Annotated in this window: 25 protein-coding genes and 1 pseudogene; 14 read left to right on the forward strand and 12 right to left on the reverse strand. The window is 69.8% G+C overall.

What is annotated here, in order from left to right:
• Nucleotides 1–59 precede the first annotated feature (59 nt).
• Complete coding sequence (locus ABIE45_RS16035; protein ID WP_192710983.1) at nt 60–800, reverse strand: HisA/HisF-related TIM barrel protein; 741 nt, start codon at nt 798–800, stop codon at nt 60–62.
• Here ABIE45_RS16035 and ABIE45_RS16040 point away from each other — a divergent pair, their 5' ends adjacent.
• From ABIE45_RS16040 to ABIE45_RS16055, 4 genes are read left to right on the forward strand one after another with little or no spacing between them, the layout of a single operon-like run.
• Nucleotides 801–1,850 (forward strand): hydantoinase/oxoprolinase family protein, encoded by a 1,050-nt coding sequence (locus ABIE45_RS16040; RefSeq protein ID WP_192710984.1) that lies wholly within the window; start codon nt 801–803, stop codon nt 1,848–1,850. It abuts the gene before it with no gap.
• Nucleotides 1,847–2,047 carry a hypothetical protein gene (locus tag ABIE45_RS16045; RefSeq protein ID WP_192710985.1) on the forward strand — a complete coding sequence of 67 codons (201 nt, stop codon included), beginning with the start codon at nt 1,847–1,849 and terminating at the stop codon, nt 2,045–2,047. The genes ABIE45_RS16040 and ABIE45_RS16045 overlap by 4 nt, the downstream gene beginning before the upstream one ends.
• A 14-nt stretch (nt 2,048–2,061) precedes the next feature.
• On the forward strand, nt 2,062–2,838 hold the full coding sequence (locus ABIE45_RS16050) for a hypothetical protein (RefSeq protein WP_192710986.1): 777 nt from the start codon (nt 2,062–2,064) through the stop codon (nt 2,836–2,838).
• Between the two features lie 33 nt (nt 2,839–2,871).
• On the forward strand, nt 2,872–3,492 hold the full coding sequence (locus ABIE45_RS16055; RefSeq protein WP_192710987.1) for a GNAT family N-acetyltransferase: 621 nt from the start codon (nt 2,872–2,874) through the stop codon (nt 3,490–3,492).
• A gap of 78 nt (nt 3,493–3,570) precedes the next feature.
• Here the strand turns inward: ABIE45_RS16055 and hpnH are convergent, their stop codons facing one another.
• Nucleotides 3,571–4,734, reverse strand: a complete 1,164-nt coding sequence (gene hpnH, locus ABIE45_RS16060; RefSeq protein ID WP_192710988.1) for an adenosyl-hopene transferase HpnH — start codon at nt 4,732–4,734, stop codon at nt 3,571–3,573.
• Between the two features lie 614 nt (nt 4,735–5,348).
• Here hpnH and ABIE45_RS16065 point away from each other — a divergent pair.
• Nucleotides 5,349–8,015 carry an MMPL family transporter gene (locus ABIE45_RS16065; RefSeq protein ID WP_192711043.1) on the forward strand — a complete coding sequence of 889 codons (2,667 nt, stop codon included), beginning with the start codon at nt 5,349–5,351 and terminating at the stop codon, nt 8,013–8,015.
• Between the two features lie 7 nt (nt 8,016–8,022).
• Here the strand turns inward: ABIE45_RS16065 and ABIE45_RS16070 are convergent, their stop codons facing one another.
• The 6 genes from ABIE45_RS16070 to ABIE45_RS16095 form a co-directional block, all read right to left on the reverse strand.
• Nucleotides 8,023–8,898 (reverse strand): helix-turn-helix domain-containing GNAT family N-acetyltransferase, encoded by an 876-nt coding sequence (locus tag ABIE45_RS16070; protein ID WP_192710989.1) that lies wholly within the window; start codon nt 8,896–8,898, stop codon nt 8,023–8,025.
• Between the two features lie 32 nt (nt 8,899–8,930).
• Nucleotides 8,931–9,773, reverse strand: coding sequence for a hopanoid biosynthesis-associated protein HpnK (hpnK, locus tag ABIE45_RS16075; RefSeq protein WP_192710990.1), 843 nt, complete (start codon nt 9,771–9,773; stop codon nt 8,931–8,933).
• Nucleotides 9,774–9,895: 122 nt separating this feature from the next.
• Nucleotides 9,896–11,329 carry a hopanoid biosynthesis associated radical SAM protein HpnJ gene (hpnJ, locus tag ABIE45_RS16080; RefSeq protein ID WP_043386333.1) on the reverse strand — a complete coding sequence of 478 codons (1,434 nt, stop codon included), beginning with the start codon at nt 11,327–11,329 and terminating at the stop codon, nt 9,896–9,898.
• Between the two features lie 56 nt (nt 11,330–11,385).
• Nucleotides 11,386–12,594, reverse strand: a complete 1,209-nt coding sequence (gene hpnI / locus ABIE45_RS16085; protein WP_192710991.1) for a bacteriohopanetetrol glucosamine biosynthesis glycosyltransferase HpnI — start codon at nt 12,592–12,594, stop codon at nt 11,386–11,388.
• Nucleotides 12,595–12,680: 86 nt separating this feature from the next.
• Nucleotides 12,681–13,292 (reverse strand): phospholipid-binding protein MlaC, encoded by a 612-nt coding sequence (locus ABIE45_RS16090; RefSeq protein WP_192710992.1) that lies wholly within the window; start codon nt 13,290–13,292, stop codon nt 12,681–12,683.
• Entirely contained in the window at nt 13,283–14,392 is a 1,110-nt protein-coding gene (locus ABIE45_RS16095; RefSeq protein ID WP_192710993.1) for a flippase-like domain-containing protein, read from the reverse strand. Before ABIE45_RS16095 ends, ABIE45_RS16090 begins: the two co-directional genes overlap by 10 nt.
• A 210-nt stretch (nt 14,393–14,602) precedes the next feature.
• On the opposite strand from ABIE45_RS16095, the gene ABIE45_RS16100 reads away from it, so the two are divergent.
• Nucleotides 14,603–15,778 (forward strand): amidinotransferase, encoded by a 1,176-nt coding sequence (locus ABIE45_RS16100; protein WP_192710994.1) that lies wholly within the window; start codon nt 14,603–14,605, stop codon nt 15,776–15,778.
• 133 nt (nt 15,779–15,911) lie between these two features.
• On the opposite strand, the gene ABIE45_RS16105 is transcribed toward ABIE45_RS16100, so the two are convergent.
• The gene (locus tag ABIE45_RS16105) at nt 15,912–16,922 is read right to left on the reverse strand and encodes an alpha/beta fold hydrolase (protein WP_192710995.1); all 1,011 of its coding nucleotides are present in this window, start codon (nt 16,920–16,922) and stop codon (nt 15,912–15,914) included.
• 200 nt (nt 16,923–17,122) lie between these two features.
• Between ABIE45_RS16105 and ABIE45_RS16110 the strand changes: the two genes are divergently transcribed.
• Nucleotides 17,123–17,611, forward strand: a complete 489-nt coding sequence (locus tag ABIE45_RS16110; protein WP_192710996.1) for a hypothetical protein — start codon at nt 17,123–17,125, stop codon at nt 17,609–17,611.
• A 9-nt stretch (nt 17,612–17,620) separates the two neighbouring features.
• Nucleotides 17,621–18,475, forward strand: a complete 855-nt coding sequence (gene kdsA / locus ABIE45_RS16115) for a 3-deoxy-8-phosphooctulonate synthase (protein ID WP_192710997.1) — start codon at nt 17,621–17,623, stop codon at nt 18,473–18,475.
• Nucleotides 18,476–18,479: 4 nt separating this feature from the next.
• Here kdsA and ABIE45_RS16120 read toward each other — a convergent pair whose 3' ends face one another.
• On the reverse strand, nt 18,480–19,154 hold the full coding sequence (locus tag ABIE45_RS16120; RefSeq protein WP_192710998.1) for a class I SAM-dependent methyltransferase: 675 nt from the start codon (nt 19,152–19,154) through the stop codon (nt 18,480–18,482).
• 334 nt (nt 19,155–19,488) lie between these two features.
• On the opposite strand from ABIE45_RS16120, the pseudogene ABIE45_RS16125 reads away from it, so the two are divergent.
• Nucleotides 19,489–19,831, forward strand: a pseudogene (locus ABIE45_RS16125) (hypothetical protein).
• A gap of 142 nt (nt 19,832–19,973) precedes the next feature.
• On the opposite strand, the gene queF reads toward ABIE45_RS16125, so the two are convergent.
• Nucleotides 19,974–20,426, reverse strand: a complete 453-nt coding sequence (gene queF / locus ABIE45_RS16130) for a preQ(1) synthase (protein WP_192711000.1) — start codon at nt 20,424–20,426, stop codon at nt 19,974–19,976.
• 194 nt (nt 20,427–20,620) lie between these two features.
• Here queF and eno point away from each other — a divergent pair, with 194 nt between their 5' ends.
• Both eno and ABIE45_RS16140 read left to right on the forward strand, forming a co-directional pair.
• Nucleotides 20,621–21,910, forward strand: coding sequence for a phosphopyruvate hydratase (gene eno / locus ABIE45_RS16135; protein ID WP_192711001.1), 1,290 nt, complete (start codon nt 20,621–20,623; stop codon nt 21,908–21,910).
• Between the two features lie 104 nt (nt 21,911–22,014).
• A complete protein-coding gene (locus ABIE45_RS16140) occupies nt 22,015–22,311 on the forward strand; it encodes a DUF3574 domain-containing protein (RefSeq protein WP_373622889.1) in 297 nt (98 codons plus the stop codon).
• Nucleotides 22,312–22,375: 64 nt separating this feature from the next.
• On the opposite strand, the gene ABIE45_RS16145 is transcribed toward ABIE45_RS16140, so the two are convergent.
• The gene (locus ABIE45_RS16145; protein ID WP_192711002.1) at nt 22,376–23,578 is read right to left on the reverse strand and encodes an adenylate/guanylate cyclase domain-containing protein; all 1,203 of its coding nucleotides are present in this window, start codon (nt 23,576–23,578) and stop codon (nt 22,376–22,378) included.
• Between the two features lie 82 nt (nt 23,579–23,660).
• Between ABIE45_RS16145 and ABIE45_RS16150 the strand changes: the two genes are divergently transcribed.
• The 3 genes from ABIE45_RS16150 (at nt 23,661) to ABIE45_RS16160 (ending at nt 26,697) form a co-directional block, all read left to right on the forward strand.
• The gene (locus ABIE45_RS16150; protein ID WP_192711003.1) at nt 23,661–23,972 is read left to right on the forward strand and encodes a septum formation initiator family protein; all 312 of its coding nucleotides are present in this window, start codon (nt 23,661–23,663) and stop codon (nt 23,970–23,972) included.
• Between the two features lie 138 nt (nt 23,973–24,110).
• Nucleotides 24,111–25,199, forward strand: coding sequence for a pyruvate dehydrogenase (acetyl-transferring) E1 component subunit alpha (gene pdhA, locus ABIE45_RS16155; protein WP_192711004.1), 1,089 nt, complete (start codon nt 24,111–24,113; stop codon nt 25,197–25,199).
• Between the two features lie 55 nt (nt 25,200–25,254).
• A complete protein-coding gene (locus ABIE45_RS16160; RefSeq protein ID WP_192711005.1) occupies nt 25,255–26,697 on the forward strand; it encodes a pyruvate dehydrogenase complex E1 component subunit beta in 1,443 nt (480 codons plus the stop codon).
• Nucleotides 26,698–26,744 lie beyond the last annotated feature (47 nt).

Genomic DNA, 26,744 nt, shown 5'->3' on the forward strand with positions numbered 1-26,744 from the left:
CCCGTGACGGTGGCTCTTCGTGGCGACGGTTTAGCAGCCCCCGGCGCGGGCCGGAAGCGTTACGCCAGGTCCGGGGCCGCGGACCGGGACAGGGTGCCGTCGTGAAGCGCGGAGGCGACCAGCGCCCCCGCCAGCCCCGCATCGCGCAGGGCCCGCAGGTCGTCCGGGCCGCGCACGCCGCCGGCCGCGTAGAGGCGGCGATCCGGCGCCCGGGCCCGCAGAGCTCCGAGGCCCGCGACGTCCGGCCCGGCGCCGGCCCCGACCTGGGCGAGGGTCATGGCGATCACCTCCGGCGGCCAGAGCGAGGGGTCGTCATGGAGCACCGCCGGGCCGAGCCGCTCCGCGCCGCGCGTGTCGAGGGAGAACACCGCCCGGTCACCCAGCCGCGTCACCAGGCCGGCATCCGACTGGCTCTCGCTGCCGATCACCGGCCGGCCCAGGCCGGCGGCCAGGAACGCCTCCACCCCCACAGCCGCGGCGAAGCCGGCATCCACCCACAGGCCGACACCTGGGCAGGCACGGACGATGGCCTCCAGCGCCCGCAGATCGGGCGCGGCCCCGTCGATGATGGCGTCGAGATCGGCGACGTAGAGGAGGGCGGCGGGCCAGGCGTCGAGGAGCCCGCGCGCCACCGCGTCGGGCGCGGATCCCTTTGCCAAGGGCGTCTCGATCGGGGCATAGGAGGAGCGCTCGCCGCGGCGCGCCCGCACCACGCGGCCGCCCCGGAGATCGAGCACCGGGATCACCGCAAAGCCGGGGCGCCCGATCCTGTGGTCCGTCGAGGCGCTCGTCGCGTTCATATGCGCTCACCATTCCCAAAGACGATCGGGTGGGACCTCGGCGGGGTCCACGTCAAGGCCGCGCTGGTCGAGGACGGCCGGGTCCTGGCTGCCGCGCAGGTCCCATGCCCGCTCTGGCAGGGGGTGCCGGCCCTCGACCCGGCGCTCGCGGCCCTGCCGGACTGGGCGCGCGGCGAGGCCGCGCACGCGGTCACCATGACCGGCGAGCTGACGGATTGCTTCGCCGACCGGCGGGACGGCGTCGCGGCGCTCTCTGGCTGGGCTGCGGCGCACCTGACCGGCGCCGTGCGGATCTATGCCGGCCGCTCCGGCTTCGTCGCCCCGGAGGCGGCCGCGGAGGTGGCGGCCGACATCGCCTCGGCCAATTGGCACGCCACCGCGGCGCTCACCGGGCGAATCGTCCCGGACGCGCTCCTGATCGATATCGGCTCCACCACCGCCGACCTGATCCCGATCGTTGGCGGCCGCCCGGTGGCCTCCGGGTACAGCGACGCGGAGCGCCTGGAGAGCAGCGAACTCGTCTACACCGGGGTCGTGCGCACGCCGGTGATCGCGCTCTCCGACCACGCCCCCTTCGCGGGCCGACGCACCCGGCTGATGACCGAGACCTTCGCCCACATGGCGGACGTCTACCGCATCCTCGGCCTGCTGCCCGAGGGGGCCGACCAGCAGACGAGCGGCGACCGGAAGGGCAAGTCGGTGGCGGAAAGCGAGGCCCGGCTGGCGCGCATCGTCGGCCGTGACCGGGCGGAGGCCCAGGCCGCGGCCTGGCCGGCGCTGGCCGCGCATTTCGCCGAGGCGCAGCTGCGTCTGCTGCACGACGCCGCCGCGCTCCTGCTCACCCGACCCGACCTGCCGCCAGAGGCGCCCCTGGTCCTCTGCGGGGCCGGCGCCTTCCTGGGCCCGCGCCTGGCGGAGCGGCTCGGGCGGCCGTCCAGCCTGCTGGTGTCGCTGCTGGGGGACCGGATCGCCGGCGCCCGCGACGGAATCTCGACCTGTGGGCCGGCGGTTGCGGTCGGCCTCATCGCCGCGGAGGAGACAGTCGGATGAGCGCCATCAAGATCCTGGCCCGGATCCTCACGGCCCGGGTCGGGCCGCATATCGAGCTCGCCGTCGAGTCGGAATCGGGCGAGGTCCTGAAGGTGCTCGCCACCGAGGACCAGATCGACAGGCTGGTCGACGAGTTGGAGGATATCCTCAACTCGCCCGCCGAGCCGGAGGATGACGGACCGCCCGAGGCGGCCTGACCGTCCGGATCGCCATGAGCCTGATCGCCGCCAAGATCATCGTCACGCCGACGCTGATGTGGGCCGTCTCGTCGGCCGCGCGTCGGTGGGGCAGCCTCGTGGGCGGCCTGCTCTCGGGATTGCCGCTCACCTCGGCGCCGATCTCGATCTACCTCGCCGCCGAGCAGGGCGAGCGCTTCGCCGCGGACGCCGCCGTCGGCTCGGTCGAGGGGCTGGGCGCGGTCACGGCCAGCTATCTCGCCTACGCCTTCTGCGCGCCGCGGATGGGCATCGTCGCGGCGATCCTTCTGGCCCTCGGGGCCTTCGTCCTCGGGGGTGCCCTGCTGCACGGCGTGATCCAGCCCGGCCTGTGGCTGGCCACGGCGATCGACCTGCCGGCGATGGCGCTGGCGGTCGCCCTATGTCGGACGGCCGCCGAGTCGCCGGCCCGCCGGTCCCAGCCACCGCGCTGGGACATGCCGGCGCGGCTCGCGGCCGCCACGATCCTGGTCCTGCTGGTCTCGACGCTCGCTCCGCGCCTCGGCCCCGGCCTGAGCGGCGTCCTGGCGCCGGTCCCGATCATCTCCTGGCCGCTCATCGCCTTCGCCCGGGCGCAGGACGGGGTCGGGGCCGCGCTCGACGTGGTGCGCGGCAGCGCCCAGGGTGCCTTCGGCGTGCTGGCCTTCTATGTCTGCGTGCACCTGCTGCTCGGGCGGGTCGATCCGGTTACCGCCTATGCCGTGTCGATCGCGGCATCGGCCGCCTGCGTCCTGCCCTGGCTGCTCGCGCGGCGGCGTCCGCGGGCGGCGTGATCGCGGCATGCCGATGCGACCGCGGAGGTGATGATGCGGCCGGATACCGGGATTCCGACGCTCGCCCCAGGCTACGCGACGGTACCGCCGGGCCACCTCGCCACCATCGTCACCAGCCTGGAGATGCTCCGCCCGCCGCCCCCGCGTCCCGGACGGCCGTTTCCGCCCGGCCTCCGCCTCGAGCCCCTGGGCCGCCCCGAACCGGAGACCTACCGGACCCTGTTCCGCGAAGTCGGCGCCGACTGGCTCTGGTTCTCGCGGCTCACCCTGGCGGACGGCACGCTCGCCGCAATCCTCGCCGACCGGGATGTCGAGATCTTCGCGCTGCGCCAGAAGGGGCGGAATTTCGGCATGCTGGAACTGGATTTCCGACAGCCCGGCGCCTGCGAACTCGTCTTCCTCGGATTGATTGGGTCCCTGGTCGGGACCGGGATCGGCCGCACGCTGATGAATACGGCGATCAGCCGGGCCTGGGCGCGGCCGATCACGCGGTTCTGGGTGCATACCTGCACCCTCGACCATCCCGGCGCGCTCGCCTTCTACCGGCGCTCGGGCTTCGACCCCTTCGCCGTCCATGTCGAGATCGCGCCCGATCCGCGACTTGACGGAACCCTGCCGCGGGACTGCGCCTCGCACGTGCCGCTGCTCGGCTGACACGACCCGGGAACCCGGCAAACGAAAAAACCCGCGGCCTCGCGGCCGCGGGTCTGTGTCTTCAGCGTCGCGCGCCGGTCAGGCGGCGGTGCGCTTGCGGGCTTCCTGCTTGGTGTCCACGCCGGCCGCTTTGATCTCGGACAGCTTCTGCGCGACATTGCGCGAGAACACGAACTCGGCCGGGCGCTGGTTCTCCAGGCTGACCTCGGGCGCCATCGCGCCGTCGGTCTTGATGCCGCGGATCGCGTGAACCAGCGGCTTCCAGGGCTTGCGGACCGAATCGACCACCGAGGAGGCCTCGTAGCCCGAATGGACCATGCAGTCGGCGCACTTCTCGTAGTTGCCGGTGCCGTAGGCGTCCCAGTCGGTGGTCTCCATCAGCTCCTTGAAGGTCGCCGCGTAGCCCTCGCCGAGCAGGTAGCAGGGCTTCTGCCAGCCGAACACGGTGCGGGTCGGGTTGCCCCACGGGGTGCAGTGGTAGGTCTGGTTGCCGGCCAGGAAGTCGAGGAACAGGCCCGACTGCTGGAAGGTCCACTTCTCGCGGCCCTTCTCCTTGCCGTGCCGGAACACGCCGCGGAACAGATCCTTCGTCGCCTTGCGGTTCAGGAAGTGCTTCTGGTCGGGCGCGCGCTCGTAGGCGTAGCCGGGGGAGACGGTGATGCCGTCGATGCCCATCCGGGTCACGCTGTCAAAGAAATCGGCGATCTTCTCCGGCTGGGAATTGTTGAAGAAGGTGCAGTTGATGGTGACGCGGAAGCCCATCTCCTTGGCCTTCGCGATCGCCGCCACGGCCTTGTCGTAGACGCCGCGCTGGCACACCGACTGGTCGTGCATCTCCTTGTCGCCGTCCAGATGGATCGACCACGTGAAGTACGGGCTCGGCTTGTACTCCTTGATCTTCTTCTCGAGGAGCAGCGCGTTCGTGCAGACGATGGCGAACTTCTTCTGGGCGATGATGCCCTCGACGATCTGCGGCAGATCCTTGTGCAGGAGCGGCTCGCCGCCGGCGATCACCACCACGGGGGCGCCGCACTCGCGCACTGATTCGAGCGCGTCGGCGACCGGCAGCCGCTTGTTCAGGATCTCGTCCGGATAGTCGATCTTGCCGCAGCCCGCGCAGGCGAGATTGCAGCGGAACAGGGGCTCCATCATCATCACGAGCGGGTAGCGCTTGCGACCCGTGAGGTGCTGTTTCAGGATGTAGCCGCCGATCTTCGCGACGTACCGGAGGGGGATACCCAAGATTGCGGCTCCTTCACTTCGTCGGCCCCGGGGTGATCGGGGTGCTTAACGCGAAAAAATCTCGAATTCCAGCGATCTAGCTTGGAACTGATCTCAAACGACCCCATTTCAGCCGCGCCGCGACGCCTTATTCCGCGCCTGACGCAACCGCGCCACATGGATCGAACGGGCAGAACGTGTTGGCGGTGAAACCCGGTCGCCGAGGACAGCCTGTGCATTGCGTCGGCAATACGACCGCAAGCCCAGGTTTAGTCCCCGCGCCGCAAGCGCCGTGCGCTAGCGCACATCGATCCCGCAAGGGCTGCGCCGGGGCAGCCGCGTTGCAATCTGGCATCGCTCTCTTTACTGAGCCCCGTGGCTGCGATGCAAGGTCGGGCCCGTGGCGAATGGCTGCGCTGCGGCCCATATCGGGCACGATCGGCTTGCGCATGCGTTTCGCACGGCCGGACTGGGCGGCGCGGTGTTCCTGGAACACGATGCGCGCCCGAACGGATTGCCGGACGGTCGGCACCGGGCACTGAACCCCTCTGGGCCGGTCGCCAGGGTTCCGATGAACCGGATGGCAGGAGCCGGGCGCGCTGGGTGCGGGTCCGAGGCGAACAGGCAGGGTGCTCGTGATCGAAAGTCTCGTCGCGTTATCGGTGCGGTATCGGTGGATCGTCATCGCCCTGGTGGCATTCGTGACGGTCGCAAGTGCCGGGATCGCGGCGCACCTGTTCCGAATCAATACCGATGTCGAGCGGTTGATCGATCCGAAGGAGCCCTGGCGCCAGGACGAGATCAATTTCGAGAAGGCTTTCCCGCAGCGAAGCAACACGATCGTAGCGGTCATCAACGGCGAGACGCCCGAAGAGACCGAGGAGGCGGCCGCCAACCTCGCGAAGGCGCTCACCGCGCATAAGAACCTGATCGAGACCGTCTATCGCCCCGACGGCGGCCCGTTCTTCGACAAGAACGGCCTACTGTTGATGTCCCAGGCCGAGCTCGACAAGACGCTGGAGGCACTGACGCAGCAGCAGGGTCTGCTCGGGCCGCTGGCAGCCGATCCGTCGCTGCGCGGCATCATGCGGGTGCTGACGCTGGGCGCTCGCGGCGTGAAGACCGGCGATGCCAAGCTCGAGGATCTCGAGAAGCCCATGGGGCAGATCGACGGCACGCTCCAGAAGGTTCTGGCGGGCCAGCCGGCGCGGATGTCGTGGCAGGAACTGCTGGCGAACGGCCAGACCAGCGTCACCGACAAGATGAAGTTCGTGATCATCCAGCCGGTGCTGGATTTCAACGCGCTGGAGCCCGGCTATCAGGCGACCAAGCTGATCCGCAACGTCGCCCAGGACCTGAAGATCGACGCGCAGCACGGCCTGCGGATGCGCCTGACCGGCACGGTGGCGGTGGCGGACGAGGAATTCGCGACCCTGTCGGAGGATGCCGGCCTCAACAACAGCATCATCGTCGGCGCGATCGTCCTGTTCCTGTGGCTGGCCCTGCGATCGGGCAAGCTCGTCGGCGCCGTGATCATCACGACCTTCGCGGGCCTCATCGTGACGGCGGCGCTGGGCCTCGTGATGGTCAAGGAGCTGAACCCGATCTCGGTGGCCTTCGCGGCGCTGTTCGTCGGGCTCGGCATCGATTTCGGCATCCAGTTCTCGGTGCGCTACCGGGCCGACCGCTACGAGCAGCCGACCCTGGAGAGCGCGATCCGCGCCGCCGCCCGCGGGGTCGGCTGGTCGCTGACCCTCGCCGCGGTGTCCCTGGTGGCGGGCTTCTTCGCGTTCCTGCCGACCGCCTTCCGTGGCGTGTCCGAGCTCGGCCTGATCGCCGGCGTCGGCATGGTCGTGGCCTTCCTGTTCTCCCTGACGCTGCTGCCGGCGCTGATCGCGGTGTTCAAGCCGGAGGGCGAGAAGGCGGCGGTTCAGACCGAGTGGCTCGTGGGCGTCGATCCGTGGATCATCCGCAACCGCAAGCCGATCCTCATGGCCGTCGGGCTCGTGACGTTGGCGGGCGCGCCGCTGCTCTGGAACCTGCCGTTCGACTCCAACCCGATGCATCTGCGCAGCCCGAAGACGCAATCGATCGCGACCTATCTCGACCTGATCAAGAATCCGGAGACCAGCCCGAACCTCATCGACGTGCTGGCCCCGAACGTCGAGGCGGTCCCGGCGCTGACGAAGACTCTGGCGGCGCTGCCCGTGACGGCTTCGGTCAACAGCATCGATACGTTCGTGCCGCGGGACCAGGACAAGAAGCTCGCGCAGATTGCCGACACGGCTCAGCTGCTCGATCCGGTCCTGAACCCCGGCCGCCGGCCGCCGCCGCCGACCGACGCCGACAACGTGAAGGCGCTGAAGGATACGGCGACCGCCCTCAACGGCGTCGCAAGCGATGCCAAGGGCGACGCGAAAGGGGCCCAGGCGGCCAAGCAGCTCGCCGGCACCCTGGACAAGCTCGCCGCCGGTCCGGTCCCGCAGCGCGAGGCTGCGTCCTTCGCCCTGACGAAGGATCTGGGTCCGCTGCTGGCACGCCTGCGCGACCTGCTGCACCCCGACAAGATCACGCTGGACAACCTGCCGCCGCAGCTCAAGGCCGACTGGGTCGCCGCCGACGGCCGAGCGCGGATCGAGGTCCATCCGAAGGGTGATTCGAACGACGACCAGGTGCTCCGGACGTTCTCGGACGAGGTCCTGAAGGTTGCGCCCCATGCCACCGGCGCGCCTGTCGCGACCACGCAGTCGAGCTACACGATCCTGGGCGCCTTCGTGCAGGCGGCGGTGACGGCCTTCGTGCTGATCTTCGTCATCCTGTCGGTGGCCCTGCGCAAGCCCTGGGACGTGGCGATGACGCTCGGCCCGCTGGTGATCGCGACCCTCTGGACGCTGATGGCCCTGCGCATCGTCGGCATGCCGCTCAACTTCGCCAACATCATCGCGCTGCCGCTGATGCTCGCGGTCGGCGTGGCGTTCCACATCTACTACGTGATCGCGTGGCGGGCGGGCGTGAACGACATGCTCGCCTCCAGCCTGACGCGCGCGATCTTCTTCTCGGCGCTCACCACCGGCAGCGCCTTCGGGTCGCTGGTCCTGTCCAGCCATCCGGGCACGGCGAGCATGGGCAAGCTGCTCGCGCTCTCGCTGTTCTTCACTCTGGTGGCGGCGTTCTTCGTGGTCCCGGCTACGCTCGGCGAGCCGCCGGTGCAGCCCGACGAAGACCGTCCCGAGGCCGAGAAAGCCGCCGGTGCGGCCCTGCGGAAGAGCGTGACGCGGAAGGATCCGGTGCCGGCCAAATAGGCGCCGGTCAAAGGACCTTCTCGAAGAAGTGGTCCGGGTAGGGGTCGTCGTTGAAGCGGTCGATCTCCACCCAGCCCGACCGCCTGTAGAGCGCCAAGGCCTCGGGAAGGGCGCTGTTGGTATCGAGCCGCAGCGTCCGGATGCCGAGATCGCGGGCCGCGTTCTCGACGTCGTGCATCAGTCGCTTGGCGAGGCCGAGGCCTCGCGCGGCGGGGTCGATCCAGAGCCGCTTGATCTCCGCCACCGGGCCGCCGCTGCCCTTGAGGCCGACGCACCCGACCGGGAGGCCGTCCGCGACGGCGAGCAGGAAGGTGCCGCGCGGTCGGACCATGTCCGCCGCCTCCGGGTGGCAGGAGAGGGCGACGTCGAACCCCGCGGCGAAGCGACGGCCCAGTTCGGCATAGTAGGCGCCGAGGCAGGCGCCGGCCGCCGCACCGCGCGGATCAGCTTCCGCAACGGTGATGGCGTGCTGGCCAAGCGCGAGGGCGACGCGATCCATGGCGCGCAGGAGTTCGTCGGTGTGCGGCGTGCGCTCGAGCAGGAGGGCCGCGCGGGCGTTCGACAGAGCCTCGTAGGCCTCGAATTCCCGCTCCCCCGCTGCCGTCAGCGACGCGATCCGGCGACGGGCATCGGTGGGATGCAGCGCCGTCACAACCAAGCCCTCGACCTCCAAGCTCCGCAGGAGGCGGCTCATCAGACCGGAATCGAGGCCCAGATAGGCGCGGATCTCGCCGATCTCGCTCCGCCCGGCGCCGATGGCGTTCAAGACGCGCGCGACCCCGAGCGGGCGGCCTCGGCCCAGGAACGAGCTGTCGAGCGCGCCGACCTCGGCGGTGACGGCACGCGCGAACCGGCGGACGCGGGCGATATCGGGAGACGTCATTTTATCTGACTAAAGTCAGATATCGGTTGCGGTCAACCGAGGAAGTCGGAGAACCCGCCGCGGACCGCGCCCGACGCGTCGGCAGCCGACCGGGATGCGGAAGCGATCAGCGCGTCCCGCTCGTCGGCGTAGCGGTAGCCCGGCGCCTCGCCGGGAAAGCCGCCGGCGGTGGCCGGGTGGGTGTAGAGTTCGGTCAGCCCGTCCGGAAGTTCGGCCAGCAGCGCCGCCACGCGGGCGGGCGTCATGGCGCCGGACCAGGCGAGGCCGAGGGTGCGATCCGGGATCAGCAGCCCGGCCTGCCGCGCGCGTACCGCGAGCAAGGCCGCCCAAGGAGCAATGTCGAGGGCGGGTCGGGGGCGGGTGCCGGGCTCGGCGCGGCGCAGGATCTCCCGCGGCTCCCGGGGCACGCGCAGGGCGCGCATCCCGAAGTCCCGGCCGATGCGCAGCACGGCCCCGGCGATCAGCGGGTGGACGTGGAAGTGCTTGTGGGCGTTGACGTGGTCCAGCGGCAGGCCGGTCGCCCGGTAAGCCTCGAACTGCGCCCGGATCTCGGCGGCGAGCTGGCGGCGGGCGGCGGGCTTGCGGGCGAAGTCGAGGCCCAGGCGACCCATGTCGGCGCGCATCAGGCCGGCCGCGTCGGTCAGGTCGGGCAGGTCCGCGGCCGGAAGGGTGGGCCACGCCTCCACGAGGACGAGGTGAAGCCCGACCCGAAGGGACGGCATCTGTCGGGCCCGCGCCACGGCGTCGGCGGCGGCCGGCGCCGAGACCATCAGGCTCGCCGCCGTGAGGATCCCGTCGCGATGGGCCTGCTCGACGGCCTCGTTGACCTCGGGGCTCAGCCCGAAATCATCCGCGGTAACGACCAGACGCTTCACGGTAACCTCGTAACGGGTGTCGAGAGGGCGTGCCCTCTCGCGGGTCCAGGGCGGAGCCCTGGAAGAGGCGCGGGGCTCTGCCCCGCGCTCCTTGCCGGGGCCGTGGGCCCCGGACCCCTGACTTACGCCGCCTTGGCGGTGCCCTGACGCTCCTTGAGGAAGCGGTAGAACTCGACGCCCTCGCGCAGGCGGCGCTTCATCATGTCGGGCGAGCGCACCATCTCGCTGACGATCGAGGCGATCTTCGGCGCCCGGAAGTAGAACTTCTTGTAGAACTCCTCGACCGAGGTGAAGATCTCGGTGTGCGAGAGGTGCGGGTAGTGCAGCGGCGCGACCTGCACGCCGTTCTCGTCGACCAGCTCGGCGTTCTCGATGTCGAGCCAGCCGTTCTCCACCGCCTGCTTGTACAGGAAGGTGCCCGGGTAGGGCGCCGCCAGCGAGACCTGGATCGTGTGCGGGTTGATCCGCTTCGCGAAGGCGATCGTCTCCTGGATCGTCTCCTTGGTCTCGCCCGGCAGGCCGAGGATGAAGGTGCCGTGGATGGCGATGCCGAGATCGTGGCAATCCTTGGTGAACTTCTCGGCGACCTCGACCCGCATGCCCTTCTTGATGTTGTGCAGGATGGTCTGGTTGCCGGACTCGTAGCCGACCAGCAGCAGGCGCAGGCCGTTCTCCTTGAGCACCTTCAGGGTCTCGCGCGGCACGTTCGCCTTGGCGTTGCACGACCACGTGACGCCGAGCTTGCCGAGCTCGCGGGCGATCTCCTCCGCGCGCGGGAGGTTATCGGTGAAGGTGTCGTCGTCGAAGAAGAACTCCTTGGTCTGCGGGAACTCCTTCAGGCAGTACTTGATCTCCTCGATCACGTGGGCGACCGAGCGGGTGCGGTAGGTGTGACCGCCGACCGTCTGCGGCCAGAGGCAGAAGGTGCAGCGGCTCTTGCAGCCCCGGCCCGAGTAGAACGAGATGTAGGGGTGCTTCAGGTAGCCGATGAAGTACTTCTCCATCTCCAGGTCGCGCTTGTAGACGCTGGTGACGAAGGGCAGCTGGTCCATGTCGGTCATGATCTCGCGGTCCTCGTTGTGGACCACGACACCGTTGGCGTCGCGATAGGACAGCCCCTTGATCTCCGACATCGGGACGCCCTCGGCGACTTCCTTGACGGTGAAGTCGAACTCGTTGCGGGCGCAGAAATCGACCACCGGAGCCTGGGCCATCGCGCCGGCGGCGTCGACCGCGACCTTGGCGCCGATCAGGCCGGCGATGAGCTTCGGGTTGGCGGCCTTCAGCGCCTCGATCGTCTTCACGTCGGACTTGAACGACGGCACCGAGGTGTGGAGCACGACGAGGTCGAAATCGTTGGCCTGGGCCACGATCTCGGGGAGCTTGATATTGTGCGGCGGCGCGTCGATCAGCTTCGAGTTCGGCACCAGGGCGGCCGGCTGGGCCAGCCAGGTCGGGTACCAGAACGACTTGATCTCGCGCTTGGCCTGATAGCGGGAGCCGGCACCGCCGTCGAAACCGTCGAAGGTGGGGGCCTGGAGGAAGAGCGTGCGCATGGGGTTCAAGGCCTCAGGGCAATGCCGGGGGAGGGCGGAGGAAGTGGAAGCCGGGTTCAGCGGAGCGGCGCGCCGGCGTCAGGGCCGAGCTCGGCGTCCGGGATCAGTGTGCCATCCGCAACCACGTGATAATCGTGACCTTTCCATGTCACCGCCCCCGACATGAAGGCCCAGGCGAAGTTCAGGAAGGACAGGATGTCGCGAATCGGCAACAGTCCGTAGGGGTGCGGGGCCAGGCCGAAGGCGCGCTCCACCTGCCGGCACAGCAGGATCCGGCTCGCCAGCGCCGCCGCGGCGACCCAGAGCGCGCCCGAGCCGGCGCCCGGCAGCACGGCCCCGAGCAGGGCCAGCGGGAAGGCGTGCGTGACGATGGATCCGGCATAGCCGGCCGGATCGACGTTGCGGATCGTGCGGTTCCAGCGCAACTCGTGCTGCCAAAGGCCGGACAGGTCCGTGTCGACGCTGGTGTGGCCGATGGAGAAGCTCGGGATCACCACCCGGCCGCCAAGCCCGCGCAGGGCCGCCCCGATCGCGTAATCGTCCGCCAGGTCGTCGCGGAAGCTGCGGAAGCCGCCCACCGCGTCGAGGCTCGCCCGGGTGAACGCGATGGTGGAGCCGAAGCAGGGCTTCGCCAGACCGAGGCTCAGGCCCATCACGACGTTGGGCAGGAAGTGGGTGTCGATCGCCAGCGTCGAGAGCTGGTCGTAGAGGCCGCGATAGGCGGGTACGCCGTGATAGAGGCAGGTCACGCCCGAGACCCCGTCCTGCGACAGCTCCGCGACGAGGCGCTCCAGGTAGTCGGGCCGGACCAGCATGTCGCTGTCGGCCAGCACCACGACATCGTGCGCGATCCGCTCGGCCATGTTGATCAGGTTGGAGACCTTGCGGTTCGAGCCGTGCTGGCGGCCGTCGATCACCAGGTCGATGCGGGCGGCGGGATAGGCCTGCCGCAGCCGATCGACCACGCCGATCGCAGGATCGTTGGTCTTCTGGACACCGAAGATCACCTGGACCGGGCCGGCGTAATCCTGGCGCAGCACGGTCTCGAGATTCTCGTAGAGATACGGCTCCAGGCCGCAGAGCGGCTTGAGCACGGTCACCGAGGGCCGGGGCGCACCGGGGGCGAGTTGCGGCACGGCCTGGGCCGCGTAGCGGCCGGCGCAAAAGGCGGCGGCCAGACTGTAGAGGCAGCCGGCCGCCGCCAGGATCAGGCAGATCAGCGACAGCCACGAGAGCCCGTTCAGCGCCAGCGAGGAGAGATCCATCCGGTCGGGTCCGTGCGATCGTCGGCCGCATCAGGCGGCGGTGGCCGCGAACGGCCGGCTTGGTTCGGCACCTTGGACGGCGCTGGTTACGGCGTTGGCTTGGCGGCCAGCATGCCGTCGGCCCGCTGGCGGAGAAACTTGACGACCCCGTCGGCTCCGCCGGATTTCAGCGGCGCGGAGAGCGCGTTGCGCTGGGCGGCGACCTCGCTCACGTCACCGTTGAGCAGGACGTCCTGGATGCGGTTGCTGGCGTTGACGACGAAGTCGACCTCGGAATCGTCGCCGTCCGACGCGGTGACACGGGTCGCGACCACGCGCTGGGCACCGCGCTCCTCGACCTTGGGGGTCACGTCGAACTTGCCGCCGGCCGCGCGGGCCAGCCGGTTGGCGTAGGTCACGGTCAGGCTGCGCTTGAACGCCTCGATGACCGCCGCCTGCTGCTCCGGCGTGAAGCTCGACCACTTCGCGCCGACGGCGATGCGGGTCATGGCGGGGAAGTCGAACGCCTTGTCGAGGGCCGGCCCGACCGCGTCGACCCGCGCGGGCAGGGGACCGGGGCCGTCCTTCAGCGCGGCCGTGAAGGCAGCGTAGAGGTCGCGCACCGTCTGAACGGCCGGATCGTCCGCGGCCCATGACGGGACCGGGACGAGCAGGGGCGCGGCGATGAGAGCGGCCGCGAGGCGACGGGTCAGGCGCACTTCTTCAACTCCTCGCCGTCGCCGAGCCGCGCGCCCATCCGGGGCGGCGCGTAGCTGTAGAACGGCCCAAGCGTGACCGGCTGCGCGATTCTCTTGGCCTTGCGCCCGGCTTCCGCCTCCGGCGCATCCTCCTCGTCCGGCGCCTCGGCCCGGATCCTGGCCTCGATCCGATGCCAGAGCAGCAGGCTCGGGAGCCCGACGCCGAGATCGGCGAAGCGCTTGACCAACGACAGGGCGAGCGCCGCTTCCGCCGGGATGTCGAACAGGCCGCACAGGGCGATCAGGCCGCCTTCCTGGGCGCCGAGGGCGCCGGGCACCGCGAAGGCCGCGCCGCGCACCGCCTGAGCGAGGCTCTCGATCATCAGCGCCTGGGCGAAATCGATGGGATAGCCCATGAAGCGCAGACAGACGTAGACTTCGAGAGTTCCGATCACCCAGCCGACGAAGTGAACCGCCAGCGCGAACGCGAAGCGGCCGCGATTGCCGTAGAGCCGGCGCAGGCTGTCGTAGAGCTGGTCGATGGCGCCGAAGGCCCGCCACTCGCGCCCGGAGGCGAAGCGGCTGAGCAGGCCCTGGATGAGCCGGTGCCCGGCCCGGCGCTGGATCAGGTAGAAGGCGCCGAGCGCCGGCACCGCCAGGGCCAGACCGCCCTCGACGGTCCGGGCGATCGGCCCGTCGCCGCAGATCATGACCAGCAGGGCCAGGCCGAGGACCGTGAACAGAAGCTGCGTCAGGGCCTGCGTCATCAGGTCGACGAACATGCTTGCACCGGCGAGCGCGCCGGTGACGCCGCGCTTGGCGAGGAGGCGCGCGCCCACGAAGTCGCCGCCGACGGTGGCGACGGGCAGGAGGGTGTTGATGCCCTCGCGCACGAACCGGAGCGAGACGCAGTCGGCGAGCTTGGCCGCCCCGGCCGGAAACACCACGTACCAGCCGAGGCCCGCCCAGGCGACGGCCACGAGGCGGGCCGCCACCACCAGGGCGGCGCCCCAGCCGGCACTCACGACGGCGGCCGACACGTCCTCAAGGCCGGAGGACATGAACAGGCCGACGACCGTGCAGAGACCGGCGATCGAGGCCAGGGTCGTCAGGCGCTTCATTGTCGTCTTTCAAGCTCGCAAAAGGCTTGATGCGGGAAATCGGTCACGGTCGCGGCAGAAATAGGTCCGCCGGGCCGGGAACGTTTCTGTCACGTTGCAGCACGGATTAGCGGTGTCTATCACCCGTTTGACACACCGGGGGCCAAAGCGGCGGCGGGGCTGAGGAGCCTACGCAGAAGGCCGCGGCTCGTCGCAGAAGGGGCACACGTCATGGAGCGCGAATCACCGATCACGGCCCTGGAGGCCGTGACCGACGACACGCATGCCGGCGGCCTCCCGGGTGGAACAGGACCGGGCGTGCCGGCTCCGCAATCTCCGGTGATGGCCTGGAACGAGTGGGATCCGCTGGAGGAGGTGATCGTCGGCTCGCTCGACGGCGCCACGATCCCGACCCACCATCTCACGGTGATCTTCAACCTGCCGCGCGCCGCGCAGCCGTTCTACCGGCTGGCGAGCGGCTGGAAATACCCGAAGTTCATGAAGAAGCTCGCCCAGGCCGAGCTCGACAACTTCATCACCATCCTGGCCGGCGAGGGCGTGAAGGTCCGCCGCCCCGACGCGGTGGACTTCTCCAAGAAGTTCAAGGCGCCGCGCTGGACCTCCCGGGGCTTCTGCGTCGCCTGCCCGCGCGACCCGTACCTCGTCATCGGCGACGAGATCATCGAGAGCCCGATGTGCTGGCGCTCGCGCTACTTCGAGGGCGATGCCTACCGGTCGCTGTTCAAGGAATATTTCCGCGCCGGCGCCCGCTGGACCTCGGCGCCGCGTCCGCAGCTGACCGACGATCTCTACAACTACGATTACCGGGTGCCGAACCTGAAGGCCGGCGAGCCCATGCAGTTCACCGTCAACGAGTTCGAGCCGGTCTTCGACGCCGCCGACTTCGTCCGCTGCGGCCGCGACCTGTTCGTCACCCGCTCCAACGTGACCAACCTGATGGGCATCGAGTGGCTGCGCCGCCACCTCGGCCCGGGCTTCCGCATCCACGAGATCGAGAGCCGCTGCCCACAGCCGATGCACATCGACTCGTCGTTCATGCCGCTGGCCCCCGGCAAGGTGCTGGTGAACCCGGACTACGTCGACGTCGAGAAGCTGCCGGCCGTGCTCAAGAAGTGGGACGTGCTGATCGCCCCGCGCCCCGACCCGGTCGAGGGCTTCATGAGCAAGATCTCGATGTGCTCGCCTTGGACCTCGATCAACGTCCTGGCGATCACCGAGAAGAAGATCGTCGTCGACCAGAGCCAGCCGACGCTGATCAAGGCGCTCAAGGACTGGGGCTTCGACCCGATCCCGGCGCCGTTCCTCAGCTACGGCCCGTTCGGCGGCTCGTTCCACTGCGCGACCCTCGACGTGCGGCGCCGGGGCGTGCTGAAGTCGTACTTCTAGGAGTCGATCGTCATTCCGGGGCCGCGGAGCGGAGCCCGGAATCCAAAAAGCACCGGTGGCGCGAGACCGTGCGCCGCCGGCGGTAACGGCGACCGGCTCGCCTGCGGCACCCCGGACAGACGGGACGAGACGCTCAGCGCGCCGCGATCCCCTCGATCAGCGCGCGGTTGAACCCGTCCGGATCGGACATCTGCGGCGCGTGGCCGAGTTCGGGGAACTCCACGAGCCGCGCCCCCGGGATCGCCTTGGCGGCTTCCTTGCCGAGTTCGGGATAGTTTCCGAGCTTCGGCCGCAGCTCCGCCGGGGCGAGATCCTTGCCGATCGCCGTGTTGTCCTTCTGGCCGATCAGCAGCAGGGTCGGCACCGCGATCTGCGGGAAGCGGTAGACCACCGGCTCGGTGACGATCATGTCGTAGACGAGCGCCGAATCCCAGGCGACCGCCTCCTTGCCGGGCCCATTGTTGAGGCCGGCGAGCATCGTCACCCAAGGCTCGTAGCGAGGCTCCCATTGGCCCGCGTAGTAGGTCGCGGTCTCGTAGGCGCGGATCGATTCGGCCGAGGTCTTCAGCTCGCGCTGGTACCATTGCGCCAGGGAGATCGGCGGCAGGCCCTTGGCGCTCCAGTCCTCCAGACCGACCGGATTGACCAGCACGAGTTGCTCGACCGCCTTCGGGTAGAGCAGGGCGTAGTGCGCGGCGAGCATGCCGCCCGTGGAATGGCCGACCAGGACCGGGCGCTCGACCCCGAGCTTGTCCAGAAGGGCGTGGGTGTTCTCGGCGAGTTGCCGGAAGCTGAACTGGTAGGCGGCCGGCTTGCTCGACTTGCAGAAGCCGATCTGGTCCGGCGCGATCACGCGGTATCCGGCCGCGCTGAGCGCGCGGATCTGGCTCTCCCAAGTCGCGGCGCAGAAGTTCTTGCCGTGGAGCAGCACCGCGGTGCGCCCGTTCGGCGTCGCGGCCGGCACGTCGAGATAGGCCATCTGCAGTGGCTGGCGCTGCGACGTGAAGGTGTAGCGCTCCACTGGGAACGGATAGGCGAAGCCTTCGAGTTCCGGCCCGTAGGCCGGCTGCGGCAGCGGCTCGGCCGCGCCGGGGCCGGTCAGGGCCAGCGCCACCAGGAGGGCGGGGAGGGCGGTTCGGAGCATGGGCTTCATCGGAGCCTGTTCTGCGCGCGGCGCGCAGTGCCGCGCCGCCTGCCCAGATCGGGCATCCGGGTCGCCCTGTCCATGCGCCACCGCCATGTGCCACCACCATGCGAAGCCGGCATCCGCCGCGGTGCGGCTTCGCGGTTCGGCGCGCCCGCGCTATCTCGGGCCTCCCGACCTGTCCTGCCGCGGATGTCCCGATGCTGCGCCACTCCGTCTTGACCGTCCTTGCCGGCGCCCTCGTCCTCAGTCCGGCTCAGGCCCGCGCAGCCGATGCCTGCGACGCGCTCACCGCGCGGGTGATCCGCACCACCGGGGCGTCGCTGGCCGGACGGGCCGGGCCGGTCGCGGTGTTCCGGGCGCAGGACGCCGAGCGGATGAGCCTCGATTGCCGCGCCCCGGCGCGGATCACCGTGGCCTCCCTCGACCGGGAGCCGCCGCCCGCCTACTTCGTGCTGATCGGCCGCGCGGCCCGGGCGCTCGCCGGGGCGGATCCCGCCGCCGCCGAGGTGCTGGCGCTCAACCTCCACCAGGCCAGCCTGCTCGCGAGCGCGCCGCAGCGCGGCGGCACCGGCCGCGCTCTGATGCTGTGCGAGACCGGCCCGCGCACCGACGCGCTCCGGGAGGATCTCACGGTCTGCCGGATCGCGCCCCGCGCCGGGCTTTCGCGGATCCGCCGCGCGGGCTAGACCGCGCGCATGTCGAATCTCGAGACACACGGCGCCGTCGTCCAGGTCGGCGGCACGCGCTTCGCCAACCATCTGCCGCTGGCGTTGATCGCCGGCCCCTGCCAGCTCGAAGGGCGGAGCCACGCCCTGGAGATCGCTGCCGCCCTCAAGGAGATGGCCGCAGGTCTGGGGCTCGGCCTCGTGTTCAAGGCCTCGTTCGACAAGGCCAACCGCACCTCCGGCAGCGCGGCCAGAGGCGTCGGCCTCGACGAGGCGCTGCCAGTCTTCGCGGAGATCCGCGAGAGCCTGGGTCTGCCGGTGCTGACCGACGTGCACGCCGCCGAGCAATGCGCCCGCGCCGCCGAGGCCGTGGACGTGCTCCAGATCCCGGCCTTCCTGTGCCGCCAGACCGACCTGCTCCTGGCCGCGGCCGCCACCGGCCGGGCGGTCAATATCAAGAAGGGCCAGTTCCTGGCGCCCTGGGACATGAAGCACGTCGCCGCCAAGGTGACAGAGGCGGGCAACCCCAACGTCATCGTCACCGAGCGGGGAGCCTCCTTCGGCTACAACACCCTGGTCTCGGACATGCGCAGCCTGCCGATCATGGCGCAGGTGACGCGGGGCGCACCGGTGGTGTTCGACGCCACCCACTCCGTGCAGCAGCCCGGCGGGCAGGGGGCGAGTTCCGGCGGCCAGCGGGAATTCGTGTCCGTCCTGGCCCGGGCCGCCGTGGCGGTCGGCGTCGCGGGCGTCTTCATCGAGACCCACCCCGACCCGGACCGGGCGCCCTCCGACGGCCCGAACATGGTCGCCCTGAAGGACATGCCGGCCCTGCTCGAGGACCTTCTCGCCTTCGACCGGATCGCCAAGCGCCGGGCAGGGTGACGGGTCAGGCGCCGACGGGCTCCAGAACGTGGATGCGCAGGGGCTGGACGAGGCCGTAGGACCCGTCGGCCCCGCGCTCGGCCGCCTGCAGGAACGCGTCCTCCACGATAGCGCGCCGCGCCCGGATCGTCGCCTCGCGGGCGGGATCCACCGTGCTGATCCGGGCCAGGAAGGCGTCGAGGGACGCGAAGCTCTCCCGGCGTGCGACGGTCATGTCGCGGCGGCACGAGAAGGTGTTTTGGCTCAAGGCACGTGCGATCGCGGCCTGAGCGCCCGCGCGGACGGCACTCTCGTCCTCGATCGGCCGCAGAGCCTCGAAGAAGCTGCCCTCAGCCAGCGGTTCCACCACCACGAGGACGCCGCCCGGCACCAGCACGCGTGCAGCTTCGGACAGCGCGCCGGCGGGGTTCGGGACATGATGCAGGGCGTTGAACATCACGGCCCCGTCGAAGCTTCCGTCCGGAAACGGCAGGGCCTCGCCCGAGGCCGCCTCGAACCGCGCGGCCGGCACGGCGGCCCGGGCCTTGGCGAGCGCCGCCTCGCCGGGGTCGATCCCGGTGACCGCCGCCCCATCCTCGGCCAGCCGCTTCGCCAAGGTTCCCGCGCCGCATCCGATATCGAGGATGCGCTTGCCCGGCAGCGGCGCGAGTGTGTCCCGGATCAGACTCAAGGCATCCATCGGTCGCTCCTTCCGATCAGGCGTAGCATAGCCATAGCAGGGCGGTCGGAGATTTCGACGCTCAGGACCGGCTGGATGTCTCAAGGCAGGACTGGCGCCCTGACGGTCGGGATGATGCAGCCCGAATAGGAAAAAGAGGCCACAAGCTTTCCGGCCGTCCTAGAAGCGGAACGGTCAAGCTCTACCCAAAGGGCCGTCTCGGCCAGGATGATGAACCACTGTTCATAATCCGACATGTGTGTGCGCGCGCACGGCAAGACCTGCCGAAACTTGGAACTGTCCCGGTGCGGCCACGTTATTGGGCATGTTCGATCGAGGATCGAGAAGGAACATTATGCGCAAGATCGGTATCATCGCCACTGCTGCCGCCCTCGCCATCGGCAGCGTCGCCGCCACCACGGGCGCCGAGGCGCGTCCCTACGGCTACCACGGCGGGTATGGCGGCTATCATGGTGGCTACTACCGCGGCCGTCGCGGCATCGGCACCGGCGCCGCGATCGGCCTCGGCATTGCCGGCCTTGCGGCCGGTGCGATCGCCGCTGGCGCTGCGCGCCGACAGCTACTACGGCGGTGGGTACGGCTACGCCCCGTCCTACGGCTACGGCTACGCCCCGGTCTACGGCGGCGGCTACGGCTACGCGGCCCCGGGCTACGGCTACTACGGCTACGGCTACTAAGATCTTAGATCTGAGATCCGGACGGATCAGGGGCGACCGGCGCGAGCCGGTCGCCCTTTTTCGTGGCCGCTCCGCAACCATCCTGTCGCAGCGCGCCAGGATCGGACGACGGTGCATCCGGCCTGAACGAGCCAGGGGTCGTTTACCGCCCGCGATAAGGCGGGACGCCCGGATCCGGCAGCCAGGCGTTCTTCGGCAACTCGCCCGTCTGCCAGAACACGTCGATTGGGATGCCGCCGCGGGGGTACCAGAACCCGCCGATCCGCAGGTAGCGCGGCTCCAGGAGGTCGCGGAGGCGTTTGCCGATCGCCACCGTGCAATCCTCGTGGAACGCGCCGTGGTTGCGGAACGACCCGAGGTAGAGCTTCAGCGACTTCGACTCCACCAGCCAGTCACCCGGCGCGTAGTCGATCACCAGGATCGCGAAATCCGGCTGGCCGGTGACCGGGCAGATCGAGGTGAATTCGGGCGCGGTGAAGCGGGCGACGTAGTCGGTATCCGCGTGCGGGTTCGGGACCCGGTCGAGCCGCGCCTCCTCGGGAGAGGTCGGTAAGGGTGTCGGCTGGCCGAGCTGGAGATCGCTGGAGGTCGTCATGAGGCGCATATAAAGCGCGCCGCGGCCGCGCGCATCCGTCTGATCCGCGGCGCTTTCTCCGACGGATCGGTCGCCGCGCGGGGCGCCCCGGCGCTTGCCGCCGGCCGCGGCTTGACGGATAAGCCGCCGCGATGCGCCGCACCCTCTGATTTGGGTGCGGCCGCCGACCCGCGGCCCCCGCGAGAGGACGTTCCATGACCGCGATCACCAATATCAGCGCCCGCGAGATCCTCGACAGCCGCGGCAACCCCACGGTCGAGGTCGACGTCATCCTGGAGGACGGCTCCTTCGGCCGCGCCGCGGTCCCGTCGGGCGCGTCCACGGGCGCCCACGAGGCGGTGGAGCTGCGCGACGGCGACAAGAACCGCTTCCTCGGCAAGGGCGTCCTGAAGGCGGTCGAGGCGGCCCAGACCGAGATCCTCGACGCGATCGGCGGCATGGAGGCCGAGGATCAGGTCGGGGTCGACGAGGCGATGATCGAGCTCGACGGCACGCCCAACAAGGCCCGCCTCGGCGCCAACGCGATCCTCGGCGTGTCGCTGGCGGTGGCCAAGGCCGCGGCCGAGGCCTCCGGCCTGCCGCTCTACCGCTATGTCGGCGGCGTGCAGGGCCGGGTGCTGCCGGTGCCGATGATGAACATCATCAACGGCGGCGCCCATGCCGACAACCCGATCGACTTCCAGGAATTCATGATCATGCCGGTGGGCGCGGACTCGATCGCCGAGGCCGTGCGCATGGGCTCCGAGGTGTTCCACACCCTCAAGAGCAAGCTCAAGAAGGCCGGCCACAACACCAATGTCGGCGACGAGGGCGGCTTCGCCCCGAACCTGCCGTCGGCCGAGGCCGCCCTCGATTTCGTGATGGACGCGATCAGTGCCGCCGGCTTCAAGCCGGGCCAGGACATGGCCCTCGCCCTCGACTGCGCCGCCACCGAGTTCTTCAAGGACGGCGCCTACGCGTACGAGGGCGAGGGCAAGACCCGCACCATCGAGGCGCAGGTCGACTACCTCGCGCAGCTCGTCGCCACCTACCCGATCGTCTCCATCGAGGACGGCATGTCGGAGGATGACTGGGCCGGCTGGAAGCTCCTGACCGACAAGATCGGCGACCGCTGCCAGCTCGTCGGCGACGACCTGTTCGTCACCAACGTCGAGCGCCTGTCCCGCGGCATCGCGGAGGGCACGGCCAACTCGATCCTGATCAAGGTCAACCAGATCGGCTCGCTCACCGAGACCCTGGCGGCGGTCGATATGGCCCAGCGCGCCGGATACACCGCTGTGATGTCGCACCGCTCGGGTGAGACCGAGGACTCGACCATCGCGGATCTCGCGGTCGCCACCAATTGCGGGCAGATCAAGACCGGCTCGCTCGCCCGCTCGGACAGACTGGCCAAGTACAACCAGCTGATCCGCATCGAGGAGGGCCTGGGCCCGCAGGCGCTCTACGCCGGCCCGTCGGCGCTCAAGCAGCTCGCCCGCCGCTGATCCGGCGGATCCTGCTGGCCGGCCTGCCCGGTGTCGGGGGGGCCGGTCCCTCCCGCGCGGACACGCTCTGCGACGGCGCCCGCCCGACGCTCAGCGCGCAGCTGCTGTTCGGCCTGTCGCGGCCGGATGGCGGCCGCGTCTCGAAGGGGGCCTTCGACCGGTTCCTGGCCGAGCGGATCACCCCCAGCTTCCCGGACGGGCTGACGGTCTTCGCCGGCCGGGGCCAGTGGCGCGGACCGAGCGGACGGATCGTCCACGAGGCCGCCCGCATCGTCTTGATCATCACCGCACCGACGCCCGAGGCCGTGGCGGCCCTGCGTGAGATCCAGGAGGCCTATCGGCGCCGCTTCGCGCAGGGCGCGGTCGGACTGGTGCTGCAGCGGAGCTGCGCGCTGTTCTGAGGGTGGCGGCGCTTTGCCCCGTCATTCCGGGCTCCGCTGCACGGCCCTGGAATGACGACGCGCCTCAGGTCATCGCCGCACCGGACGGCTCCCCGGGCACGGTCCAGACCCGCATCGGTCGCGACAGGCCGCGCAACTCGATCGTCCCGACCGGCTCCAGCGGCCGCGCGCAACGCTTGGCGAAGGCCTCCGAGACCAGCAGTTCGTGGCCGAGCACCGCGCACTGGCTCTCGATCCGGCTCGCCTCGTTCACCGCCCGCCCGATAATGGTGAAGTCGAGCCGCCGCTCGGTCCCGACATTGCCGTAGATCACCGTCCCGAAATGCACGACGCATTCGGCCGCGAGTTCGGGCAGACCCTCCGCGCGGCGGCGAGCATTGAGCGCCGCGTTGGCGGCGAGCCCTTCGGTTGCGGCTTCCAGGGCGTCGCCGCAAATCGAGCAGGGGAGGGCGTCGGCCTCGGGAATCGGGAAGATCGCCAGGAACCCGTCCCCGAGGAATTTCAGGATCTCGCCGCCGTGCCGCGCCACCGGGTCGCCGAGGGCGTCGAAATGCTCGTTGAGCCATGCGACCATGTCGGCCGGGTCGACCCGGTCGGCCAGAGCCGTGAAGCCGCGCAGATCCGTCAGCAGGATGGCCGCCGGCACGGCCCGTCCCTCGCCCCTTCGGATCTGGCCATCGAGGACGCGCTCGGCGGTGGAGCGGCCGAGATAGGTCGCCGAGACTTCGCGGAACGTGTGGGCCAGCCCCATCTTGGCGATCGCCAGGGTCAGGAACGGCAGGACGCCGGCGATGGCGGACAGATGCGCGTCGGTGAAGCCAGCGGCCGCGCGGGTGCAGAACGAGACCGCGATGCCGCGCAGGGCGGTGCCGGGGGCGAACGGGACGATGTGGAGCACGTAGTCGCTGCCGCCCTGGGCCCCGAGGGCCTTCAGGACCGGAAAGTCGACCGCCAGCCCGGGCGCATCGAGGCGCCAGCGGCCGAAGCTCTCGCCGCTCTCAACCAGCGCGTAGACGGGGCTCAGGAGCCAGTCGCTCTCCTCGTCGGCGCCATGGGCGTTGGCCACGAAGGAGATACCCTCGCCCGCATGCCAGTTCAGGCTGACGCCGCGGAGCGTCGGGTCGAGGGCCGGGGCCATGACGCTGACGCGCCAGACGGGGATATCGGCCTCGACCAGGGCCTCGCAGAAGCCGGTCAGCAGGATGTCGTGATCGTCGGACGCCGTGGCGTGCGCGGCGATCCAGCGACCCAGATGCGTCAGGTCCATCCCTCAGGCTTGTCCTCTGCTCGTGCCGGCCGTGGCGCGTGATCGCAACGATCCATTAACCTGTCCGCGCGAGGGTCGTGCCATGGTCGTGCGCCGCCGAGTCAGAATGGTCGTGTTGCCGCTGGGTCTCTGGACCCTGTCGGCCCTCGTCGTCGGCTATTTCGTGTGGCAGGCGGAGAGTGGCAACCGCGGCCTGGAAGCCAAGAAGGCGCTCAAGATCCGCGCCTACGGCCTGTCCCAGGAACTCGCCGCCGTGAAAGCCGAGCGCGCGATCTGGGAGCACCGGGTCTCGCTCCTGAAGAGCGATCAGATCGACCGCGACCTCCTCGAGGAGCGCGCCCGGATCGTCCTCGGCCGGGTCCACGCCAACGACGTGGTCATCATCACGCCCTGAGCGTCGCCGCGCAGTATTTCCTTAGTCCCAAAGTGTCTCTGACAAGAGCGGCCTCCTGTCAGAGCGGCAGCCCTCGCTTTCCAACCGTCGCTGTCCTACACCCCCACGAAGTCGCGTGGAATCATGGGGAGTGCGCCGATGGATGCCGCCAAGGAGCCCGCCAAGGACGCCGCGTCCTCGGCTTCGCAGGCCGCGAGCCCTCAGGCCGGTAATCCTCAGGCCGCCGAGGCGCACAAGCCGGCACCGAACATGCCGCAATTCACGCGGGACGAAGATCTCCACGCCTATCACGAGATGCTGCTGATCCGGCGCTTCGAGGAGAAGGCCGGCCAGCTCTACGGCATGGGCCTGATCGGCGGCTTCTGCCACCTCTATATCGGCCAGGAGGCCGTGGTGATCGGCATGCAGATGGCCTCGGTCGAGGGCGACCAGGTCATCACCGGCTACCGCGACCACGGCCACATGCTCGCCTGCGGCATGGACCCGAAAGGCGTCATGGCCGAGCTGACCGGCCGCCGCGGCGGCTACAGCCGCGGCAAGGGCGGCTCGATGCACATGTTCAGCCGCGAGAAGCAGTTCTTCGGCGGCCACGGCATCGTGGGCGCGCAGGTCTCGCTGGGCACCGGCCTCGCCTTCGCCGACCACTACCGGGAGAACGGCAAGGTCAGCCTGACCTACATGGGCGACGGCGCCGCCAACCAGGGCCAGGTCTACGAGAGCTTCAACATGGCCGCGCTCTGGAAGCTGCCGGTCGTCTACGTGATCGAGAACAACCGCTACGCCATGGGCACCTCGGTGGCCCGGGCCTCGGCGCAGACCGACTTCTCGAAGCGCGGCCTCTCCTTCGGCATCCCGGGCGAGCAGGTCGACGGCATGGACGTCCGCACCGTCCGCGAGGCCGCGACCCGGGCGATCGAGCACGCCCGAACCGGCCAGGGTCCGTACATCCTGGAGATGCAGACCTACCGCTATCGCGGCCACTCCATGTCCGATCCGGCCAAGTACCGGACCAAGGACGAGGTCTCCAAGATGCGCGACGAGCACGACCCGATCGAGATGGTGCGCAAGCGCCTGCTCGAGCTGCACGGCGTGCCGGAGGCCGATCTGAAGGCCACCGACGCCAAGGTCCGCGAGACGGTCAACGCCTCGGCTGAGTTCGCCACCAACGATCCCGAGCCGGATCCCTCCGAGCTCTGGACCGACATCCTCCTGGACGCGCACGCCTGAGCGCGGACGACAAAGCTGGCCGCCCCCTAACGAAAAGACGACCGCAGAGCTGAGCATGGCGACCGACATCCTGATGCCCGCCCTCTCGCCCACCATGGAGGAGGGCAAGCTCGCCAAGTGGCTGAAGAAGGAGGGCGATCCGATCAAGTCCGGCGACGTGCTGGCCGAGATCGAGACCGACAAGGCCACCATGGAGGTGGAGGCCATCGACGAGGGCGTCCTCGCCAAGATCCTGATCGCGGAGGGCACCGAGGGCGTCGCGGTCAACACGCCGATCGCCGTGATCGCCGGCGAGGGCGAGGATCCGGCGAGCGTCCAGTCGGGCGGCAGCGCCAAGCCCAACGGCGCCGGCGGCCATCCGGCCCCGACCCCCGACATGCAGGCCGAGGGCATGGCCGACAAGGCCGCCCCCGCCGCGAAGACCGGCGACGACGCCCCCAAGGCGCCGGCCGCGCCAGCGGTCATCACCAACAAGGCGCAAGAGCCGGTGATGGAGGAGTTCCCGGCCGACACGCCGATGGTCACCCAGACCGTCCGCGAGGCCCTGCGGGACGCCATGGCGGAGGAGATGCGCCGCGACGGCGACGTCTTCGTCATGGGCGAGGAGGTCGCCGAGTATCAGGGCGCCTACAAGGTCACCCAGAACCTGCTGCAGGAATTCGGGCCGAAGCGCGTGGTCGACACCCCGATCACCGAGCACGGCTTCGCCGGCATCGGCGTCGGCGCGGCGCTCGCCGGCCTGAAGCCGATCGTCGAGTTCATGACCTTCAACTTCGCCATGCAGGCGATCGACCACATCATCAACTCGGCAGCCAAGACCCTGTACATGTCCGGCGGCCAGCTCGGCTGCCCGATCGTGTTCCGCGGACCCAACGGCGCCGCCGCCCGCGTCGCCGCCCAGCACAGCCACGATTATTCCGCGTGGTACTCCAACGTGCCGGGCCTCAAGGTGATTGCGCCCTACACGGCCTCCGACGCCAAGGGCCTGCTCAAGGCCGCGATTCGCGACCCGAACCCGATCATCTTCCTCGAGAACGAGATCCTGTACGGGCAGTCCTTCCCGGTGCCGAAGCTCGACGACTTCGTGCTGCCGATCGGCAAGGCCAAGATCCACCGCACCGGCAGCGACGTGACGATCGTGTCCTTTGCCATCGGCATGACCTACGCCCTCAAGGCCGCGCAGGCGCTCGCCGAGCAGGGCATTGAGGCCGAGGTGATCGACCTGCGCACGATCCGCCCGATGGACACCGAGACGGTGGTGGAATCCGTCAAGAAGACCGGCCGCTGCATCACCGTGGAGGAGGGGTTCCCGCAATCGGGCGTCGGCGCCGAGATCGTGGCCCGCCTGATGGTCGATGCCTTCGACTTCCTGGACGCCCCGGTCCTGCGCATCACCGGCAAGGACGTGCCGATGCCCTACGCGGCCAACCTCGAGAAGCTGGCGCTGCCGACGGTGGCGGAGGTCGTCGAGGCCGCCAAGAGCGTCTGCTACAAGTGACCGGCGCGCGGGCGGGACACACGCTCCGCCCCCGTCCCGGCAGGGGT

This window comes from Methylobacterium sp. OAE515 (assembly GCF_041806315.1).
Lineage (GTDB): Bacteria > Pseudomonadota > Alphaproteobacteria > Rhizobiales > Beijerinckiaceae > Methylobacterium > Methylobacterium tardum.